Genomic DNA, 18,277 nt, shown 5'->3' with positions numbered 1-18,277 from the left:
GGTTCAGCCGGTTTCAACGCGATACGAGTCGCTTCGAGGCGAGGGGAAAGACGGTGGCGGAATTCGGTTCATTCGCGGAGCTCGTGCTGACGCGGTCGGACGAACGGGGAGACAAGGACGCGTTCCTGTTCCTCGCGGACGGCGTACGGGGCAAGGAGCCCGAGCGACTGCCGTACCGGAACCTGGACCGGGCGGCCAAGGACATCGCGTCCTGGCTGCAGGAGCGGGGCCTCGCGGGACGACAGGTCCTGCTGCTGTACCCCTCGGGCCTGGACTTCGTGAAGGCGTTCGTGGGCTGCCTGTACGCCGGCGCCGTCGCGGTGCCCGCGCCGCTGCCCTCCGAGCAGGGCCAGCACTTCCGCCGGGTCTCGGGGATCGTCCGCGACGCCCGGGTCGGCGCCGTGCTGACCCTCGCCGAGCACGCCCCGGAGGTGGAGGCGTGGCTGGCGGCCGAGGGCTTCTCCGACGTGGCCTGCATGCCCACCGACCAGGGCACCGTCGGTGACGCGGACGCCTGGCGCGACCCGGCCCTCGGCCCGGAGCACCTGGCCTTCCTGCAGTACACGTCGGGCTCCACCAGCGCCCCCAAGGGCGTGATGGTCTCGCACGGCAACCTGCTCGCCAACGAGGCGGCCATCGCCCGCTCCACCGGCAACACCCCCGACACGATGATCGGCGGCTGGCTGCCCTTCTACCACGACATGGGGCTCATCGGGCACATCCTCCAGCCGCTGTGGCTGGGCACCACGAGCGTGCTCATCCCCCCGGTGTCGTTCCTGCGCAAGCCCGCCCGCTGGCTCGAACTGGTCAGCGAGTACGGCGTGCACGCGAGCGGCGGCCCCAACTTCGCCTACGACCTGTGCGTCCGCCGGGTCACCGACGCGCAGCTGGAGGGCCTGGACCTGTCGACGTGGCGGACCGCCTGCAACGGCGCCGAACCCGTGCGCGCCGAGACCCTCCGGGCGTTCACCGAGCGCTTCGGACCCCACGGGTTCCGCGCGGAGACCATGTTCCCCTGCTACGGCATGGCCGAGACGACCCTGCTGGTGACCGGCACCCCCAAGACGCGGGGCGCGCTGCTGCGCGAGGTCGACGCGGCCGGACTGGAGCAGGGCACCCTCACCGGACCGTTCCTGGGCGCCCCGCGCCGCACCCTGGTCAGCAGCGGCGTCGCGCTGGCCGAGGACTTCGAGGTGCGGATCGTCGACCCCGAGACGCTCGCCGAGCAGCCCGACGGCCGCGTCGGGGAGATCTGGGTGCGCGGCGCCAGCGTGGCCTCCGGCTACTGGGAGCGGCCGGAGGTCAACGCGGAGATCTTCGGCGCCCGCATCGCCGGCCAGGAGGAGCTGGGCGCCTGGCTGCGCACCGGCGACATGGGCGTCCTCGGCGGCGGCGAACTGTTCGTGACGGGCCGGCTGAAGGAGATGGTCCTCATCAACGGCCGCAACATCTACCCGTACGACGTGGAGAGCGCGGTGCGCGGCCTGAACCCGGCGATCGGCGCCGGCGCGGTCTTCGCCGTCGACACCGGAGGCCAGGAACACCTCGTGGTGATCCACGAGATCCGGGCCGCCGCCGCGGGCGACGACCTCAAGAGCATCGCCACCGGGATCCAGCGGCACATCGGCATGGAGTTCGCCGTACCCGCCGGCAGCGTGCTGCTGGTCCGCCCCGGCACCGTCCGCAGGACCACCAGCGGCAAGATCCAGCGGACCCTGATGCGCAAGCTGTTCCTCCAGGGCGCCGTCACCGCGCTGCACTCCGTGCTGGACCCGTCGGTGCGCACCCTCGTGGAGAGCGCCGCGGCCGAAGCAGCGGGCGCGGCGGGCACCCCGGCCACCGACCCGGCCATGGCACCGGTGGGCTGAACCATGGACCATCCTCCCTACCGCGTCGCACAGGAACTGGAGTCGCTGCTCGGCGACCCCGACGACCCCGCCACGCCCTTCTCCCACGCCCGCAGCCTCGAACTCGACGAGAACGAGGAGTTCCCGTCCGACATCTGCCGGGTGCTGGAGGGCTGGGGGCTGCAGGAGTTCTACATCCCCGCCGAGTACGGCGGCAGGCTCACCGACTACGAGACCGTCATGCAGGTCATGCGGGTCGTCGCCCGCCGCGATCTGACCGTCGCCGTCGGTCACGGCAAGACGTACCTGGGCGGGGTCTGCGTCTGGATCTCCGGCACCCCCGAGCAGGCCCGCCGGCTCGCCGACGACATCCGGGCGGGCGTCCCCGTCTCCCTCGCCCTCACCGAGCGCGCCCACGGCAGCGACCTGCTCGCCGGGGACGTGCGGGGCGAGGCCGACGGCGCGGGCGGCTGGCGGATCAGCGGCGAGAAGTGGCTCATCAACAACGCCACCCGCGGCAGCCTGCTCTCCGTGCTCACCCGCACCGCCGAGGACGGCGGGCCGCGCGGCTTCACCGTGCTGCTCGTCGACAAACGGCCGATGACACCGGGCGAGCACTACCGCTGCGTCGACAAGATCCACACGCACGGCATCCGGGGCGCCGACATCAGCGGCATCGTCTTCGACGGCGCCCCGGTCCCGGCGGACGCGGCGGTCGGCGGGGAGGGCGGCGGCGTCGAGACCGTGCTCAAGGCGCTCCAGCTCACCCGCACCATGTGTGCCTCGCTGTCGCTGGGCTCCGCCGACCACGCGCTGACCATCGCCCTGGACTTCGCCGAGCGGCGCGAACTGTTCGGGCGGCGCCTCGTCGACCTGCCGCAGGCACGGCACGTGCTGGCCTCGGCCGCCGCGGACGTGCTCGCCGGGGAGGCGCTGGCCACCGTCGCCGCCCGGTCCGTGCACACCGCCCCCGACGAGCTGAGCGTGGCCGCCGCCGTCACCAAGTACCTGGTGCCCACCGGCACCGAGGGAGTGATCGCCGAACTGACCCGGCTGCTCGGGGCGCGCGCCTTCCTCAAGGACGTGCACGCCCTCGGGATGTTCCAGAAGGTCGACCGCGACCACCGCATCGTCGGCCTCTTCGACGGCAACACCCTCGTCAACCTCAACTCCCTGGTCAACCAGTTCCGTTCGCTGAACCGCGGCTGGCTGCGCGGCACCGGCGACACGGCCGGCGCCGCCCGCGCCTTCGACCTGGCGGAGCCGCTGCCCCCGCTCGCCCCCGAACGGCTGTCCCTGGTGGCCCGGCGCGGCAGCGGCATCATGGCCACGCTGCCCGCGTCGGTGGCGGCGCTGCGCGCCGAGGCCGGCCGGCGGCCCGAACTCAAGGGCGCGCTGGGCGCCGCGGAGCGGCTGCTCGCGGTGACCGGCCGGGTCCACGAGGCGATGGACGCCCACCGCGCCGTCGTCTCCGACGTCCCGCCCGCCGCCTTCGACGTGGCCCGGCAGTACAGCCTGTGCCTGGCCGGCGCCGCCTGCCTCGGCCTGTGGACGCACAACCACCGGGCGGCGCAGAGCGGGAGCACCGGGCCGCTGTGGCGCGACGGGGTGTGGCTGTGGCCCGTCCTCGACCGGCTGCTGACGCGGCTGGGCGAGCCCGACGCCGGCGACCCCGACGCCTACCCCCCGCTGCTGGAGCGGCTGCGCGCCGCGCGGGCGGCGGGCGAGCTGTTCTCCCTGTTCCCGTTCGCGCTGCACGGCCCCGCCGACCGGCCGGACGGCACCCCCGGCGACGCCGCCGCGCCCACGCACGCCTCCGGCGCACCCGGCGGCCCGCCGGCCGCCGCACCGCACGCACACACCCACACCCGGGCCGCCGTCGGCGGCACCCGGACTTCCGAGGGGACGTCATGCTGAGTGATCCCGCGGTCCAGGGGCTGCCCGGCGCGGCAGCCCCGAACGGCACCGCCCCTGCCATCGCCCCGGCCGCCCACCAGGCCCAGGAGGCCGCGGTCCGGGCGAGGATCGCCGACCTGGAGAGCCGGTTCGGCGACCCCCAGGACCCCGCCAACCCGCTGGGCGCCGCCGGACTGCTGGCCGCCGACGAGGCCGGGGAACTGCCCGCCGCCGGTGAGCGGCTCCTCGACGACCTGGTCCTCAACGCCGAGTTCGTGCCCACCGGCCTCGGCGGACGGCTCGACCGCCTCGACACACTCGTCCGCGTGATGCGTCAGGTGTTCCGCCGCGACGTGGCGCTCGGCCTCGGCTACGGCATCACGTCGTTCATGGCGGCCGTCAACGTGTGGACGGCCGGCAACGAGGAGCAGCGCCGCCGGGTCGCGGACCTGCTGCTCGGCGGCTCCAAGGTCTCCGTCGCCTACCACGAACTGCCGCACGGCAACGACTTCGTACGCAACGAGTTCCGCGCCGACGCCGTGCCCGGCGGGTTCCGCCTCCACGGCCGCAAGGAGGTCATCAACAACGCCGACCGGGCCGACGCCTTCGCCCTGTTCAGCCGCACCGACGACAGCCCCGGCAGCCGCAGCCACTCGGTGCTGCTCGTCGAACGGGACCAGCTCGACGCGGAGCGCTTCGCGGTCCTGCCCCGCTACCACGCGGTCGGCGTGCGCGGCTGCCGGCTGTCCGGGCTGGACTTCACCGACTGCCCGGTGCCCGACAGCACCCTCGTCGGCGCCCGCGGCCAGGGCGTGGAACTGGCGCTGCGCTCCTTCCAGATCACCCGCAGCGCCGTGCCCAGCATGGCCGTCGGCGCCCTCGACACCAGCCTGCGCACGGTCGTGCGGTTCGCCCTCGGACGTCAGCTGTACCGGCGTTCGGTGATGGAGATCCCGCACGCCTCCGCCACCCTCACCGGCGCCTTCCTCGACCTGCTGATCTGCGACAGCATGGCGACGGTCGGCACCCGTGCGGTGCACCTGCTGCCCGACGAGACCAGCGTGTACGCGGCCGCGGTGAAGTACCTGGTGCCCAAGATGCTCACCGACACCATGTACGACCTGTCGATCGTGCTCGGGGCCCGGTTCTACGTCCGGGAGGGCGAGTTCGGCCTGTTCCAGAAGCACGTCCGCGACCTGCCGGTGCTCAGCCTCGGCCACGCCGGCTCCGCGGCCTGCCAGGCCACGATCATCCCGCAGCTGTCCCGGCTGGCACGGCGCGCCTGGTTCTCCGGCGACGAGGCTCCGCCGAGCCTGTTCCGCCCCCGCGAGGCACTGCCCGGCATCCCCTTCGACCGGCTGGCCCTCGCCAGCGGCCGGGACAGCCTCAGCGCCTCCCTCGTCGCCGCCGCCGACGACCTGCCGAGCGGCTCCCCCGAGGAACTCGCCGTCCAGGCACTCGTCCTGCGGATGCTGGACCAGCTGCGCCAGATCCAGGAGGACAGCCTGAACCTGTCGCCGCAGGACCGCACCGCCCTCGCCAGCCCCGCCAGCTTCGCGCTCGCCGACCGCTACGCGGTGTTCCTCGCGGCGGCGTCCGTCCTGGGCGTCTGGCGCGGGGCACAGGGCGGGGACGACCCGTTCCTGGCCGACCCGGCCTGGGTGGCCGCCGCACTGCACCGGCTGGCGCGACGGCTCGGGCAGCGCCCCGCCGACCTGCCGCCCGGCTGCGAGGCCCGGGTGCACGAGGAAGTGCTCCGGCGCTTCCACGAACGCCGCAGCTACGACCTCTACGACACCCCGCTGGCCGGCTGACCGCCGGCCGACCGGACCTGACGCGCCTTCACGAGGAGTTGCACCATGTCTGTTCCCGCGACCGACCGCACCGCGAACAACGAGCACACCGCACACACCGTCGAGTCGCTGAGCAGCTGGCTCGCCGACCGGATCGCCCTCTACCTCAAGCGGACGCCGTCCGAGATCTCCCCGACCGTGCCGCTGGCCGAGTACGGGCTGGACTCGGTGGCCGCGCTGAGCCTGTGCGGTGACATCGAGGAGGACTTCGACCTCGTCCTCGAACCCACCGTGGCCTGGGACTACCCGACCGTCGAGGCGCTGGCCGGGCACCTGGTGGAGGAGCTGGGAGAGATGGGGGGAGAGAATCGATGAGGCCCATCGCCATAGTCGGCATCGACTGCCGGTTCCCGGGGGCGCCCGACACGGCCGCCTACTGGGACATGCTGATGCGCTCCGGGGACGGCGTGGACAAGGTGCCCCGGCAGCGCTGGGACGCCCGGGACTTCCACTCGCGCGCCGGAGCCGAGGGACACTCCAACACCACCGAGGGCGGCTTCATCTCCGACCCGGACGCCTTCGACAACGAGTTCTTCACCGTCTCCCCGCGCGAGGCGGCCGCCATGGACCCGCAGCAGCGGCTGCTGCTCCAGTGCGCCTGGCGTGCCGTCGAGGACGCCGGGATCGCCCCGCAGAAGCTGGCCGGCACCGACACCGGCGTCTTCGTGGGCGTCATGGGCAACGAGTGGGCCCACCTGCACATGACCGACTACGCCCAGGTCACCGCCCAGCTCGGCTCCGGCAACGGCTACTGCATGACCGCCAACCGGATCTCGTACCACCTCGACCTCAAGGGCCCCAGCCTCGCGGTCGACACCGCCTGCTCCTCCTCCCTCGTCGCCGTCCACCTGGCGTGCAACGCGCTGCTGGCGGGGGAGTGCGGCACCGCCATCGCCGCCGGGGTGAACGTGGCGCTCACCCCGGCGCTCGGCATCTTCTACACCCAGGCCGGGCTGTCCGCGCCCGACGGCCGGTGCAAGCCCTTCAGCGCCGACGCCGACGGCATCGGCCGGGGCGAGGGCGTCGGCGCGGTGGTGCTGCGTCGGCTGGAGGACGCCGTCGCCGACGGCCAGCCGGTGTACGCGGTGATCCGCGGCACCGCCGTCAACCAGGACGGCCGCAGCAACGGCATCACCGCCCCCAACCGCTGGTCGCAGCAGGACGTGCTGGCCGCCGCCTACCGCCGCGCCGGCGTCGAACCGTCCGACGTCACCTTCACCGAGGCCCACGGCACCGGCACCGTCCTCGGCGACATGATCGAGATCAAGGCGCTCGGCCATCTGCACGCCGGCCGCTCCGGGCGCCCGCTGGCCCTCGGCTCCGTCAAGGGCAACATCGGGCACACCGAGGGCGCCGCGGGCATCGCGGGCCTCATCAAGGTCGCCCTGTCGCTGCACCACAAGACGGTGCCCGCCAGCCGGTTCGCCGCCAAGGAGAACCCCGCGCTGAAACTCGCCAAGCAGGGCATACGGCTCCTCAAGGCCCCGCTGCGGCTGCGCTCCGGGCCGGCGATCGGCGGCCTCAGCAGCTTCGGTATGGGCGGCACCAACGCCCACGCCGTCCTGGAGTCCGCGCCGCCGTACGCCGCCCGCCCCGAGGAGCGGGACCCGGAGGCCGCCGGGCGCACCGGCCGTACCACCGGCGCCACCGGACTCGGCGCCGGGGTCTTCACCCTCACCGCCCCCTCCACGGCCGCGCTCCGCCGCAACCTGCTCGTCCAGGCCGACGCCCTGGAACGGCGCCGGGTCCCGGCCGGACCGCTGTGCTGGAGCAGCAACCGGACCAAGACCGGGCACCGCTACCGCTTCGCGCTGCCCGCCAAGGACACCGGCGAACTCGCCGCCACCCTGCGCGAGGCCGCCGGCGACGACGACCTGCTGGCCCGGCTCGTCGGCAACGCCACCGGCAGGCCCCAGGTGGGACTGCTGTTCACCGGTCAGGGATCCCAGTACCCCGGCATGACGGCACGGCTGTACCTGCAGTCGCCGCTGTACCGGCGGTTCCTCAACGAGGCCGACGAGGCGCTCGCCCCGCACCTCGGCGGCTCGGTCCGCGACCTGCTGCTCTCCGGCGACGAGGCCGTGCACCGCACCGGCTGGACCCAGCCCGCCCTGTTCGCCGTCGAGTACGCCCTCGCGGCGAGCCTGACCGAACTCGGGGTGCCGCCGGCGCTGCTGCTCGGCCACAGCGTCGGTGAGTACGCCGCCGCCGTCCTCGCCGAGGTCTTCCCGCTGGAGCAGGCCGCACGGCTGATCGCCGCCCGCGGCGCCCTGATGGAGCGGCTGCCCGAGGGCGGCGGCATGCTCGCCGTACGGGCGCCGCTGGCGGAGCTGACCGAACTCGTCGACGCGGAGCCCCTGGTCGGGGTCGGCGCGGTCAACGGCCCCCGGGCCACCGTCCTGTCCGGGGACCTGGCGGCGCTGGGACGCATCGACGACACGCTCGTACGACGGGGCGTCAGGACCCGGCGCCTGGAGGTCTCGCACGCCTTCCACTCCCCGCTGATGGAACCGATGCTCGACCGGTTCGCCGCGATCGCGGACGACACCGGCGGCGGGGTCCCCAAGCTCCCCGTGTACTCCACCGTGCGCGGGCGGCTGCTGGAGGCCGAGCCGATGGACGCCAAGTACTGGACCGAGCACATCAGCGCGCCCGTGCTGTTCGGCGACGCGATGAACCGGCTGCTGGAGGCGGGCCCCACCCACCTCGTGGAGGTAGGCCCCCGCCCGGTGCTCAGCGGCATGGCGCGCGCCCTGCGCTCCGCCGCCGGAGCCGGCGTGCACACCGTGGCCCCCGTGTCCGGGGAGGAGGCCGACGGCCGCACCTTCGCCGAGGCGCTCGCCGAACTCTTCCGCAGCGGCCTCGACCCCCGCTGGGACGCCGTCTACCCGCAGGAGGAGCGGCAGCCGCAGCGGCTCGCCCCGTACGCGTTCTCCGACGCCCACCGGTTCTGGACCCGCACCGCCGTACGGGCCGCCCCGGCGGACCTCAGCGTCGTCCCCGACCGCGCGGACACCGCCCCGGCGCACCCGCGGGACGACACGGCCGCGCACGGGCACGGCGCCGTGCTCACCGCGGTCCTGCCCTCCGCCGCGGAGGAGACGGCGGTGGACCCGGTGACCCGCGCCGTCATCGAGGCCGTCGCGGAGGTCGGTGGCTACGCCACGGGCGAGGTCTCGCGCCTGTCCCTGCTCTACGAGGACCTCGGCTTCGACTCGGTGATGATCATGGAGTTGAAGGACCGGCTCCAGGAACGGCTCGACGGGCTGGAGACGATCAGCGTGCAGGACCTGCTCCCGCGGCTGTCCTCGGTCGGGGACCTCGTCGACTACCTCCAGGACCGCGCCGGTTCGGCCGTCGCCTAGGACCGTGACCGGAACGGTTCACCGGCGCGCGACGCCGGCAGACCGTTCCGGTCACGGCACCAGGCGCCCGCGCGGCCGGCCGCTCCCCGCTCCCGTCACGGACCTCAAGGAAGGACCGCTCGCATGCAGTCGGAACACTCACCCCAGCACGGCTCCGCCCCGCCCGGCCCCGTCTCCTACCTCGCCTCCGTCGGCACCGCACTGCCGGGCGACCCGGTCGACAACGCGGCGCTGGCGAGGACACTCGGCGTCAACGAAGAGTGGATCGACGTGTTCATCGGCACCCGGACCCGGCACTTCGCCCGCGACCTGGAGACCGGCGAGGTCCGCTGGTCGCTCGCCGACCTGTGCGCCCGCGCCGCCGAGCAGGCACTCACCGCCTCCGGACTCGCCCCGCACGAGATCGACTTCGTGGTCATGGGCACCGCGACCCCGGACCACCTGATGCCCGCCACCGTCAACCACGTCGTCGACCAGCTCGGCCTCGACCAGATCCCCACCTACCAGCTCCAGTCCGGCTGCGCCGGCGCCGTCCAGGCCCTGCAGCTGGGCCACACCCTGGTCACCGGCGGGGGCCACACGGCGGGGCTGGTCATCGGCGGGGACGTCTGCAGCAAGCACCTCGACCTCGACCGGGACCTGTCCTCGGCCGCCCCCAGCGACCTCGTCAACTACGTCCTCTTCGGCGACGGGGCGGGCGCCGCCGTGGTCACCTCCACCCCGCGCGGGCAGCGCCTCGCCCTGCGCACCGTCCTCAACCGGTTCACCGGTCTGGGCCGCGAGCCCGGCCAGGTCATCGACTGGTTCGGGCTCGCCGACCGCCACGAGGACCGGCAGGCCGTACGGGAGGACTACAAGGCCATCGAGGAGTCCGTCCCCACCATGGCCGTGGAGATCCTCTGGGAGCTCCTGGAGGAACTCGACTGGACCCCCGAGGACGTGGACTTCCTGCTGCCGCCGCAGCTGTCCGGCCGGATGACCCGGCGGATCGCGGACGGACTCGGCCTGCCCGACGCCGTCGAGGTGTCCTGCGTCGCGGACACCGGCAACAACGGCAACGCCCTGCCCTTCCTCCAGCTGGAGGCGCTGCTGGGCAAGATCGGCCAGGGGCAGCGCGCGCTGGCGGTCGCCGTCGAGTCCAGCAAATGGATCAAGTCCGGTTTCGCGCTCGAGAAGATCTGACCCCCGCACACACCCGCCCCTGGGAGGGCCGTACAGAATGCACACCATCGACGATTTCGTCCGCCTCGTCAGGGACGAGCTCGGCATGCCGCTGGAGGAGCACCAGGTCTCCGCCGACCTGGACCAGCTGCCCGCATGGGACTCGCTGTACCTGCTGAAACTGGTCACCGCGCTGGAGCAGGCCACCGGCCGCCCGCTGCCCGTGGGCAGGCTGCTGGAGGCCCGCAGCCTCGGCGAGATCTACCAGCTGGCGGCCCGGACATGACCGCCGCCGGGGCCGGCGGGAACCCGCCGGCCCCCGCCCGCGCGCACCCCGAGCGCCGCCGCCGGCACACCCTGTACTTCCTGGAGCACGCCGCCCGGCAGCGGCCCGTCCACCTCGACACCGACATCGACATGACCCGCGTCGAGGCCCACCGCGGGACCGCGCGGGCGGCGGGCCGCCGCTACTCCGTCGTCACCTATCTGCTGCACGCCACCGGCCGGGTGCTGCACCGCCACCCGGAGGCCAACGCGGCCCTCGCCCCGGCCCGGCTGTTCGGGCTGCGCGGACCGCGCACCGTCCGCTTCGGCGGCGTCACCGCCAAGCTGGCGCTGGACCGCACCGTGGACGGGGAACGGACCGTGCTGTCCGCGCTGATCCCCGCCCTGGAGAGCGCCGGCCTCGACGAGATCCAGCGGCGCGTCGACCGCTACCGGGGCCCCGGCACCGAGCGGCTGGCCGAGTTCCGCGGGGTCCGGATGCTCGGCCGGCTGCCGGTGCCGCTCGGCCGGCTGGCCTTCGCCGCCGCGGTGCGCGACCCGGCCAGACGCCCGGCCGTCCTCGGCACCGTCGCGGTCAGCTCGCTGGGCCACCGCCCCGTCGACGGTTTCCACTCCAGCGGGGGCACCGCCATCACGCTGTGCGCGGGACGCGTCGTCGACCGGCCCGTCGTCAAGGACGGGCGGCTCGCCGTCGCCCCGGTGATGCGGCTCGGACTCACCTTCGACCACCGGGTCCTCGACGGCGCGGCCGCCGCCGACGTGCTCGGGGATCTCAAGCAGGAATTGGAGGGCTTCGATGACGCGGAGGAGGACGGCACCCAGCCCATCGCTCGGGGAGCCGGTGCGGATCTCCGGCCGTGACGGAGCCTGGGACCAGGTGCGCGCCGACCTGGAGGAGCACGAGGTCGCGGTGTTGCACGCCCGGCTCGCCGACTGGCGGCCGGACCGGGCGGGCGCCCCGCGCCTGCGCGCCCTGCTGGGCCGGGACTGGGAGCGCTACCTGGAGATGACCCACCCGGACGTGCGGACCCGGTTCGCCGCGTCCCGGGTGCTGCTGAAGTTCGCCGCGTCGGTGGCCCTGCGGGTGCCCCCGCAGGCCGTCGAACTCGGGTACGGCCCCACCGGCCGCCCCTATCTGCGCGGCTACGACGCGGTGGACATCAGCCTCAGCCACACCGAGGACCTGCTGCTCATCGGGCTCACCACCAAGGGACTGATCGGAGTGGACGCGGAGCGGGCCGACCGCCCGCTCTACACGCGCGGGCTGCACCGCCATGTCTGCACGCCGCACGAGCTGACCGTCCTGGAACGGCTCCCGGCGCAGCGGCGGGGCGCCGCGCTCGTCCGGATGTGGACGCTCAAGGAGGCCTACAGCAAGGCGATCGGGCAGGGTCTGCGGTTCCGCTTCACCGACTTCGGTTTCAGCGGCGACGGCCGGCCCGCCCGCGTGCTGGCTCCCGACGGGGCACCGGGCACCGGGGTCGAATGGCAGTTCCGCACCTTCTCCGTCGACGACGGCTACGTCGTCAGCGTCGCCGTCAGCGACGCCGGATTCGGCGGCACCCGGGACACCGCCGCCCGCACCATGCTCGATCCGCGTGTCGTCGCCGCCGTGGCCGAGGCCCTGGGCGACGACGCGGAGTCCGACGACCGGGCCGGGGACGAGGACGCCCTCCTGGACTGGTGAGGGCGGGACCACGACGGCGCGCTGGTGCGAAGAGGGCCTCCTCTTCGCACCAGCGCGCCGCCGCGCGCCGTGCGCGTCACACCGCGCGCGGCGCGCGGCGCTTAGCGGGGCGCAACCCGTGCGCCAGCACGGCTTAAGGGACGGCGGCCAGGATCTCTCCGGGCGGGCCACCCGGCCGGGGGACATCCCCCGCTCCCGGCCGGGCAGGCCCGCCGCCGTACGACCGGACAGCCCCGCCCGCCGCCGGTACGACCAGGAAGGCCCCGAGCCCTCCGGCCGCATCCCCCGGGCATCGGACCCGCACCCCGGAGGAGACGGAGAACAGCGATGGACCATCTCGCGGAACTCAAGGAGTTCGCGCGGCTGCACGCCCGCGGCCAGGGCGTCGGCGACCGCCAGGTCGCGGCCGTACTGCCGAGGATCACCAACGACGAGCCGGGGCACCCCGCGTCCTGGGCCCGGGTGTGGACCGGCGAGGCCGACCGGCTGGCCGTCGCCGGCCGCACCCTCGACGCCTGCCGGCACTACGCGCTCGCCCGTTTCCCGTACCACGGCGACGACGTCCGGCGCCGGGCCCAGGACAACTGCGTCCGCACCTTCGACGACTGGCGGCGCCGGCACGGCGTCGAACGCCTCGTCCTCGACCACCCCGACGGCACGGTCGCCTGCTGGGCGAGCGGGCTCGACGAACGCCGCCGGCGGCCGCTGCTGCTGGTCATGGGCGGCATCGTCAGCGTCAAGGAGCAGTGGGCGCCCCTGCTGCCCCGGCTCGCCCGCCTCGGCTGGGCGGCCGTGGTCGGCGAGATGCCCGGCGTCGGCGAGAACACCCTGCGCTACCACGCGGACTCCTGGCGGCTGCTGCCGTTCCTGATGGACCGCCTCGCCGGCCGCGCCCGGGTCACCGACACCTCCGTCCTCGGCCTCAGCTTCAGCGGCCACCTGGCGCTGCGCGCGGCGGCCGAGGACCCGCGCATCCGCTCCGTCCACACCGTCGGCGCCCCCGTCGCCGGGTTCTTCGCCGACCCCGACTGGTGGCCCCGCGTCCCCGGGATCACCGTCGCCACGCTGCGCCGGCTCACCGGAGCCCCCGACGACGACGCCCTGCGCGCGCTGCTCGCCGACTTCCCGCTCGGCCCCGACGTGCTGGGCGCGGTCGATATCCCCGTCGGGTACGTCGTCAGCTCGCGGGACGAGATCATCCCGCCCGGCGAGCGGCAGCTGCTCGGCGCCACGCTGCCCCGTGTCCGTTTCAAGGAGTTCGACGACGTCCACGGCTCCCCGGCCCACCTGGGCGCCCTGCGCACGTGGCTGATCGCGTCACTGCTGCGGGCCCGCCTCGGCCACCGGCTCGGCCGCCCCCGCGCCCTGCCCGCCACCGGGGCGGGGCGGCGGCGCGGCGCGACCGGCGCGTCCGGCGGCGCGGCCGGTGCCGCCGCCCGGTCCAGGAACGACCTCGCCGTCGCGGCCGGCCCGTCCGGTACGGCGAACGCGTCCGACGCCGCACCCCGCGCGCCGCGCAGGTCTCCCGTCGAGTAGAGCCCCGCGCCCCTGCGCGGGGTCCTCGCACCGGGCGCGCCCCGCCGAACGGCGGTGGTACCGCGCCCCCTCCCGGTGCGCTTCCTCGCACACCTACCCAGAGGTGGCTGTCATGTCCTCCGTGCACACCCTCCGCGCTCCCTCCTCCCCGGCCCAGGCGTACACCCCCTGGCGGACGAGAACACCCGGCCAGGCCCAGCCCTGGCGTTCCCTCACGTCGCTCGGCCTCGACCCCGACCCCGAGGGCGTCCCCGGTGACCCGGTCCTCTTCCGCGCCCAGCGCGTCCCCGGCCCCGCCGTCGGCGAGGCCCCGGGCGCCCCGGACGTCGTCGAGTCCGCGCCGGTCCCGCGCCGCCCCGTCCGTGACCACCACCCGACTCCGCAGGAGGCCTGACCCATGGCCGACGACCCCTTCACCGCCCGCTCGCCCTTCCGGCCCAGCCTGCAGCCGGGGCGGCCCGGGCCGCGGGCGGTGGGCCGCAACGAGGTCCGCGTCCGCACCCGTGAGCTGCACGGGTACCGCTTCGCCTACCGCATGGCGGGCAAGGGCGAGTCCGCGGTGGTGCTGATCCACGGCATCGGCGACTCCTCCGCGACCTGGGCCGACATCATCCCGGGCCTGGCCGCCCGCTACCGGGTCCTCGCGCCCGACCTCCTCGGCCACGGGGCGTCCGCCAAACCGCGCGGCGACTACTCTCCCGGCGCGTACGCCAACGGGCTGCGGGACCTCCTCAGCGCCCTGGGCATCGAGCGGGCCACCCTGGTCGGCCACTCCCTCGGCGGCGCCGTGGCGGCCCAGTTCGCCTACCAGTTCCCCGAGCGCACCGAGCGGCTGGTCCTCGTCGGCAGCGGAGGCATCGGCCGCCAGGTCTCCCCGCTGCTGCGGGCCGCCACCCTGCCGGGCGCCGAGCTGCTGCTGTCGGCTTTCCAACTCCCCACGGTGCGATGGCAGTTGCAGATGTTCGTACGGATCATGAAGACGCTGAACACCGGGCTCGGGGCCGACGCGCCGGATCTGCTGCGGGTGGTGGACGCCCTGCCGGACGCGAGTTCGCGCAGCGCCTTCGTCCGGACCCTGCGGGCCGTCGTCGACTGGCGGGGCCAGGTCGGCACCCTGCTCGACCGCTGCTATCTGACGCAGGGCATGCCGACCATGCTGGTGTGGGGCGGGCGCGACATGGTCGTCCCGGCCCTGCACGCCGGTCTCGGTCACGTGTCCATGCCGGGCAGCCGGCTGGAGATATTCGAGGACGCCGGGCACTTCCCGTTCCACACGGACCCGGAGCGCTTCCTCGGTGTGCTCCACGACTTCATCGGCCGCACCCGGCCCGCCCGGTTCAGCCCCGAGGAATGGCGGCAACTGCTGCGTACCCGCCGCGCCCACACCCGGACCCGGGGTGCCCGTCCCCTCCAGGGGCGGGCCACCGGCTGACGGCCGGCCACGCGGGGGACCGGCCGGGAGAACCGGGCCCCCGCCGCTGCCGTCGCCGGCCGTCCGGGAGCCGCGTGCCGGACGTCACGCGGCTCCCCCCGCCTGTGACCGTCCGGTGGGGAGGCCGACCGAGCGGGTCGTACGGCTCCCGCCGGGACGACGCCACGCCGCCCCGCTCCCTGAACGACCTCGCCGCCGCCTCGCTCCCCGGACGACCTCGCCGCCGCCTCGCTCCCTGAACGACCTCGCCGCCGCCTCGCTCCCCGGACGACCTCGCCGCCGCCTCGCTCCCTGAACGACCTCGCCGCCGCCTCGCTCCCTGAACGACCTCGCCGCCGCCTCGCTCCCTGAACGACCTCGCCGCCGCCTCGCTCCCCGGACGACCTCGCCGCCGCCTCGATTCAGGAACCGCCTCGCGGCTGCCCCGCTCCCGGAGCCAGCGCATGCTCCCGCCGGGGTCAGGCGGCCGTGGCCGTCCCGATGAGCCACATGCCGGGGCCCACCTCGACCGCGTGGCCGACGGGGGAGAGACGGTGGGCGGGGTCCGGGGCCAGCCGGGCCGCGGTGCGGCGGACGTACTCCGTCCAGCGGCGGTCACCGAGGCGTTCCGCGGCGCGCCCGCACTGCTCCAGCTGCCGCCGCGCCACCTCCACCCGGCCGCGCCGCAGGTTGACCAGGGCGAGCCCTTTCAACGCGGCGACCTCGCCCCGCAGATCCCCCTCGGCCGAGCACAGTGCCAGCGCGCGCCCGTACCGCCGGGCGGCGTGTTCCAGCAGGCCCTGGCCGAGCAGCACGTCGGCCGCGCCGATCCGGCAGCGCGCCACCCCGGTCCGGTCGCGGACCAGCTCGAACGCCTGCTGGGCGGCGGTGTGGTAGCGCAGCGCCCGGTCGGCCTGGCGGCGCTGCCAGGCCAGGTCGCCCAGCGCGTACCGGACCGCCGCCTCGGCCTGCGTGTTCCGGGCCCGCCGCGCGGCGTCCAGGGCGAGCCGGTGGGTCTCCTCCCACTCCTCCCACGCGGCGCAGGCGTGGAAGTACCCGGCGGCGCTGCCCGCGAGGTCCCCCACCAGCGGCCACAGCCCCGCCGCGTGCGTCTGCCGCACCGTCTCCACCAGGCCCGTGGCCTCCTCGCGGAACCATCCCAGCGGACTCGCGCCGACGATCGCGGCCGCGTCCGGGCCGGGGTGCCCGGTGCCGGGCCGGGCCCGCCAGTCCCGTCCGGGGGCGAGGCGCCGGTCGGCGTACCGGGCGAGGCCCGCGTAGGCCAGGCCCAGCCGTTCCACGGCGTCCCGCCGCGTCCGGGCCGCGTCGGCCTCCGCCTCCCGCAGTTCGGTGGCCAGCACCCGCAGCAGCGAGTGGAAGCCGTAGCGGACGGACCGGCCGTCGGAGCGGGCCTCCAGCAACTGGGCCCGGACGAGTTCCTCGGCGATCTCCTCCGCCTCCGCCTGCCCGGTGCCCAGCAGGGCCGCGACGGTCCACCCCGTGAAGTCGGGGGCCGGCGCCAGGGACAGCAGCCGGAAGGCGCGCCGCAGCGGGGGCCCGGCCTCCTGGTACCCCGTCAGCAGACTGGAGCGCAGGTCGAGGTCGCCCTCGCGCAGCACACCGAGCCGGGTCCGCTCGTCGCGCAGCCGGCCCGCCAGCGCGGCGGGCGTGGTGTGCGGGCGCGCCGTCAGGGCCGCCGCGGCCACCCGCAGCGCCAGCGGGAAGCAGCCGCACAGCCGGGCGATCTCGGCGACCGCCACCGGGTCCTGCGCCATCCGCTCGCCCCCGGCGGCGAGCAGCAGCTCCACCGCCTCCTCCGGCCGCACCGCGTCCAGCCGCAGGTGCTCCGCCCCGTCGAGGGCGGCGGCCCGGCGGCGGCCGGTGACGATCACCGAGCCCTCCGTGACGGCCCGCAGCAGCGGCCGGATCTGCTGCTCGGACGCGGCGTCGTCCAGGACGAGCAGCATCCGGCGCCCGTGCAGGGCCCGCCGTAGCCGGTCGGTCAGCTCCTCCGGGTCGGTGAGCGGCCCGCCGGGCACGTCGTCGGTGAGCCGGCGCAGCAGGGACGCGCCCGCCTGCGCGGCACTCAGCGGACGCCCCTGCGGCCCGCGCAGCCCGAGCAGCAGCCCGCCGTCGGGGAACAGGTCCGCCGTGCGGTGCGCGAGCCGCAGCGCCAGCGCGGTCTTGCCGACGCCGGCCGGCCCGGAGACGGCCAGCACCCTGACCGCCGGCCGGCCGACGCCTCCGCGCAGCGCCCGTTCCCCGTACGCCAGTTCCTCGTCCCGCCCGACGAACCCGGGTGGTGCGGCGGGCAGCGCCGGGGGCGGGCCGGGCAGCGGCCGCGGCCCGTCGGCCGGTCCCGCCGCCCGCCGGGGAGCGCCCGGGGGCCCCGGCGGGCCGGCCGCGCCGCCCGGGTCGTCGCCGGTCGCGCGGCGCGCGGTGCGGGGCGGCTGCCAGTCCAGGGAGGGCTCGCGGCGCAGGACGCGCTCGTGCAGCCGGGACAGGCCCGGACTCGGTTCGACCCCCAGCTCCTCCACCAGGGAGTGGCGCAGCCGCCCGTACACCCGCAGCGCGTCGGATCCGCGGCCCGTCCGGTACAGCGCCACCATGAGGTGTCCGTGCAGGGTCTCCCGCAGCGGGTGCTCGTTGGCGAGGGCCAGCAGTTCCCCGGCCAGCTCCTGGTGGCGGCCCAGCCGCAGGTCGGCGACGATCCGCTGTTCCAGGACCTCCATCCGCAGCTCGTCCAGCCGGATGGCGGCGGACTCCAGCCGCACCCCGTGCGGGATCCCGGACAGGGCGGGGCCGGTCCACAGCGCGAGCGCCTCGTGCAGCAGTTCGGAGGCGCGGCCGAAGTCGCCCTCCTGGTGGGCGGCGCGGCCCGCGGCCCGCAGCCGTTCGAAGCAGGGCAGGTCGAAGTCCCGCTCGGCAACGGCGAGGAGGTAACCGGGGGCCCGGGTCAGCAGTTCCCCGGAGCGCGCGGAGCCGTCGGCGCCGGCGAGGACCTTGCGTAACTGGGAGACGTACACCTGGAGGGTGGTGGTCGCGGTGCGCGGGGGCTCCGTCCCCCACAGCTCGTCGATCAGACTGTGCACGGGGACCACCTCACCGGCCTGCACGAGCAGGGTGGCGAGCAGCGCGCGCGGTTTCGCGGCGGAGGGAGTGCGGGGCGACAGACTCACCGGCCCCAGTACCCGGAAACGCATCGGAGAGCTCCTTGATCATGAGGACGAGGGGAG

General features: G+C 75.2%; 13 protein-coding genes. 12 read left to right on the top strand and 1 reads right to left on the bottom strand.

The genetic code is table 11. From position 1 onward, the window contains the following. Positions 1 to 53 precede the first annotated feature (53 nt). The 12 genes from GSY65_RS11410 (at position 54) to GSY65_RS11355 (ending at position 15,062) form a co-directional block, all read left to right on the top strand. Positions 54 to 1,868: a fatty acyl-AMP ligase gene (locus GSY65_RS11410; protein WP_159767231.1), complete on the top strand. Its 1,815-nt coding sequence runs from the start codon at positions 54 to 56 to the stop codon at positions 1,866 to 1,868. A gap of 3 nt (positions 1,869 to 1,871) precedes the next feature. Further along, positions 1,872 to 3,764 carry an acyl-CoA dehydrogenase family protein gene (locus GSY65_RS11405; RefSeq protein WP_159767230.1) on the top strand — a complete coding sequence of 631 codons (1,893 nt, stop codon included), beginning with the start codon at positions 1,872 to 1,874 and terminating at the stop codon, positions 3,762 to 3,764. Further along, on the top strand, positions 3,758 to 5,557 hold the full coding sequence (locus GSY65_RS11400; protein ID WP_159767229.1) for an acyl-CoA dehydrogenase family protein: 1,800 nt from the start codon (positions 3,758 to 3,760) through the stop codon (positions 5,555 to 5,557). Before GSY65_RS11405 ends, GSY65_RS11400 begins: the two co-directional genes overlap by 7 nt. Positions 5,558 to 5,602: 45 nt before the next feature. Beyond that, entirely contained in the window at positions 5,603 to 5,911 is a 309-nt protein-coding gene (locus tag GSY65_RS11395) for an acyl carrier protein (RefSeq protein WP_055511768.1), read from the top strand. Then, positions 5,908 to 8,961 carry a type I polyketide synthase gene (locus GSY65_RS11390; RefSeq protein WP_159767228.1) on the top strand — a complete coding sequence of 1,018 codons (3,054 nt, stop codon included), beginning with the start codon at positions 5,908 to 5,910 and terminating at the stop codon, positions 8,959 to 8,961. The genes GSY65_RS11395 and GSY65_RS11390 overlap by 4 nt, the downstream gene beginning before the upstream one ends. Positions 8,962 to 9,084: 123 nt before the next feature. Next, a complete protein-coding gene (locus GSY65_RS11385; RefSeq protein WP_159767227.1) occupies positions 9,085 to 10,143 on the top strand; it encodes a 3-oxoacyl-ACP synthase III family protein in 1,059 nt (352 codons plus the stop codon). 37 nt (positions 10,144 to 10,180) lie between these two features. Next, positions 10,181 to 10,408: an acyl carrier protein gene (locus GSY65_RS11380; protein WP_159767226.1), complete on the top strand. Its 228-nt coding sequence runs from the start codon at positions 10,181 to 10,183 to the stop codon at positions 10,406 to 10,408. Beyond that, a complete protein-coding gene (locus tag GSY65_RS11375) occupies positions 10,405 to 11,268 on the top strand; it encodes a 2-oxo acid dehydrogenase subunit E2 (protein ID WP_159767225.1) in 864 nt (287 codons plus the stop codon). Before GSY65_RS11380 ends, GSY65_RS11375 begins: the two co-directional genes overlap by 4 nt. Further along, the gene (locus tag GSY65_RS11370) at positions 11,249 to 12,094 is read left to right on the top strand and encodes a 4'-phosphopantetheinyl transferase family protein (protein ID WP_236579745.1); all 846 of its coding nucleotides are present in this window, start codon (positions 11,249 to 11,251) and stop codon (positions 12,092 to 12,094) included. The genes GSY65_RS11375 and GSY65_RS11370 overlap by 20 nt, the downstream gene beginning before the upstream one ends. 327 nt (positions 12,095 to 12,421) lie before the next feature. Continuing rightward, the gene (locus GSY65_RS11365) at positions 12,422 to 13,630 is read left to right on the top strand and encodes an alpha/beta fold hydrolase (RefSeq protein WP_159767223.1); all 1,209 of its coding nucleotides are present in this window, start codon (positions 12,422 to 12,424) and stop codon (positions 13,628 to 13,630) included. A gap of 112 nt (positions 13,631 to 13,742) precedes the next feature. Further along, complete coding sequence (locus tag GSY65_RS11360; RefSeq protein WP_159767222.1) at positions 13,743 to 14,024, top strand: hypothetical protein; 282 nt, start codon at positions 13,743 to 13,745, stop codon at positions 14,022 to 14,024. Between the two features lie 3 nt (positions 14,025 to 14,027). Continuing rightward, positions 14,028 to 15,062: an alpha/beta fold hydrolase gene (locus tag GSY65_RS11355; protein WP_159767221.1), complete on the top strand. Its 1,035-nt coding sequence runs from the start codon at positions 14,028 to 14,030 to the stop codon at positions 15,060 to 15,062. A 458-nt stretch (positions 15,063 to 15,520) separates the two neighbouring features. Here GSY65_RS11355 and GSY65_RS11350 read toward each other — a convergent pair whose 3' ends face one another. Next, entirely contained in the window at positions 15,521 to 18,244 is a 2,724-nt protein-coding gene (locus GSY65_RS11350; protein ID WP_159767220.1) for an AfsR/SARP family transcriptional regulator, read from the bottom strand. Between the last annotated feature and the right edge of the window lie 33 nt (positions 18,245 to 18,277).

It is taken from the genome of Streptomyces sp. HM190, assembly GCF_009857135.1.
Lineage (GTDB): Bacteria > Actinomycetota > Actinomycetes > Streptomycetales > Streptomycetaceae > Streptomyces > Streptomyces heilongjiangensis.
The sequence above is the reverse complement of the archived record's forward strand: the minus strand, read 5'-3'. Positions and strand labels throughout refer to the sequence as shown.

What these genes read in the sequence shown, in the direction of transcription:
- GSY65_RS11405 (WP_159767230.1), top strand. Translation starts at nt 1,872, where the DNA reads ATGGACCATCCTCCCTACCGCGTCGCACAGGAACTGGAGTCGCTGCTC.
- GSY65_RS11400 (WP_159767229.1), top strand. Translation starts at nt 3,758, where the DNA reads ATGCTGAGTGATCCCGCGGTCCAGGGGCTGCCCGGCGCGGCAGCCCCG.
- GSY65_RS11395 (WP_055511768.1), top strand. Translation starts at nt 5,603, where the DNA reads ATGTCTGTTCCCGCGACCGACCGCACCGCGAACAACGAGCACACCGCA.
- GSY65_RS11390 (WP_159767228.1), top strand. Translation starts at nt 5,908, where the DNA reads ATGAGGCCCATCGCCATAGTCGGCATCGACTGCCGGTTCCCGGGGGCG.
- GSY65_RS11385 (WP_159767227.1), top strand. Translation starts at nt 9,085, where the DNA reads ATGCAGTCGGAACACTCACCCCAGCACGGCTCCGCCCCGCCCGGCCCC.
- GSY65_RS11380 (WP_159767226.1), top strand. Translation starts at nt 10,181, where the DNA reads ATGCACACCATCGACGATTTCGTCCGCCTCGTCAGGGACGAGCTCGGC.
- GSY65_RS11375 (WP_159767225.1), top strand. Translation starts at nt 10,405, where the DNA reads ATGACCGCCGCCGGGGCCGGCGGGAACCCGCCGGCCCCCGCCCGCGCG.
- GSY65_RS11365 (WP_159767223.1), top strand. Translation starts at nt 12,422, where the DNA reads ATGGACCATCTCGCGGAACTCAAGGAGTTCGCGCGGCTGCACGCCCGC.
- GSY65_RS11360 (WP_159767222.1), top strand. Translation starts at nt 13,743, where the DNA reads ATGTCCTCCGTGCACACCCTCCGCGCTCCCTCCTCCCCGGCCCAGGCG.
- GSY65_RS11355 (WP_159767221.1), top strand. Translation starts at nt 14,028, where the DNA reads ATGGCCGACGACCCCTTCACCGCCCGCTCGCCCTTCCGGCCCAGCCTG.
- GSY65_RS11350 (WP_159767220.1), bottom strand. Translation starts at nt 18,244, where the DNA reads ATGCGTTTCCGGGTACTGGGGCCGGTGAGTCTGTCGCCCCGCACTCCC.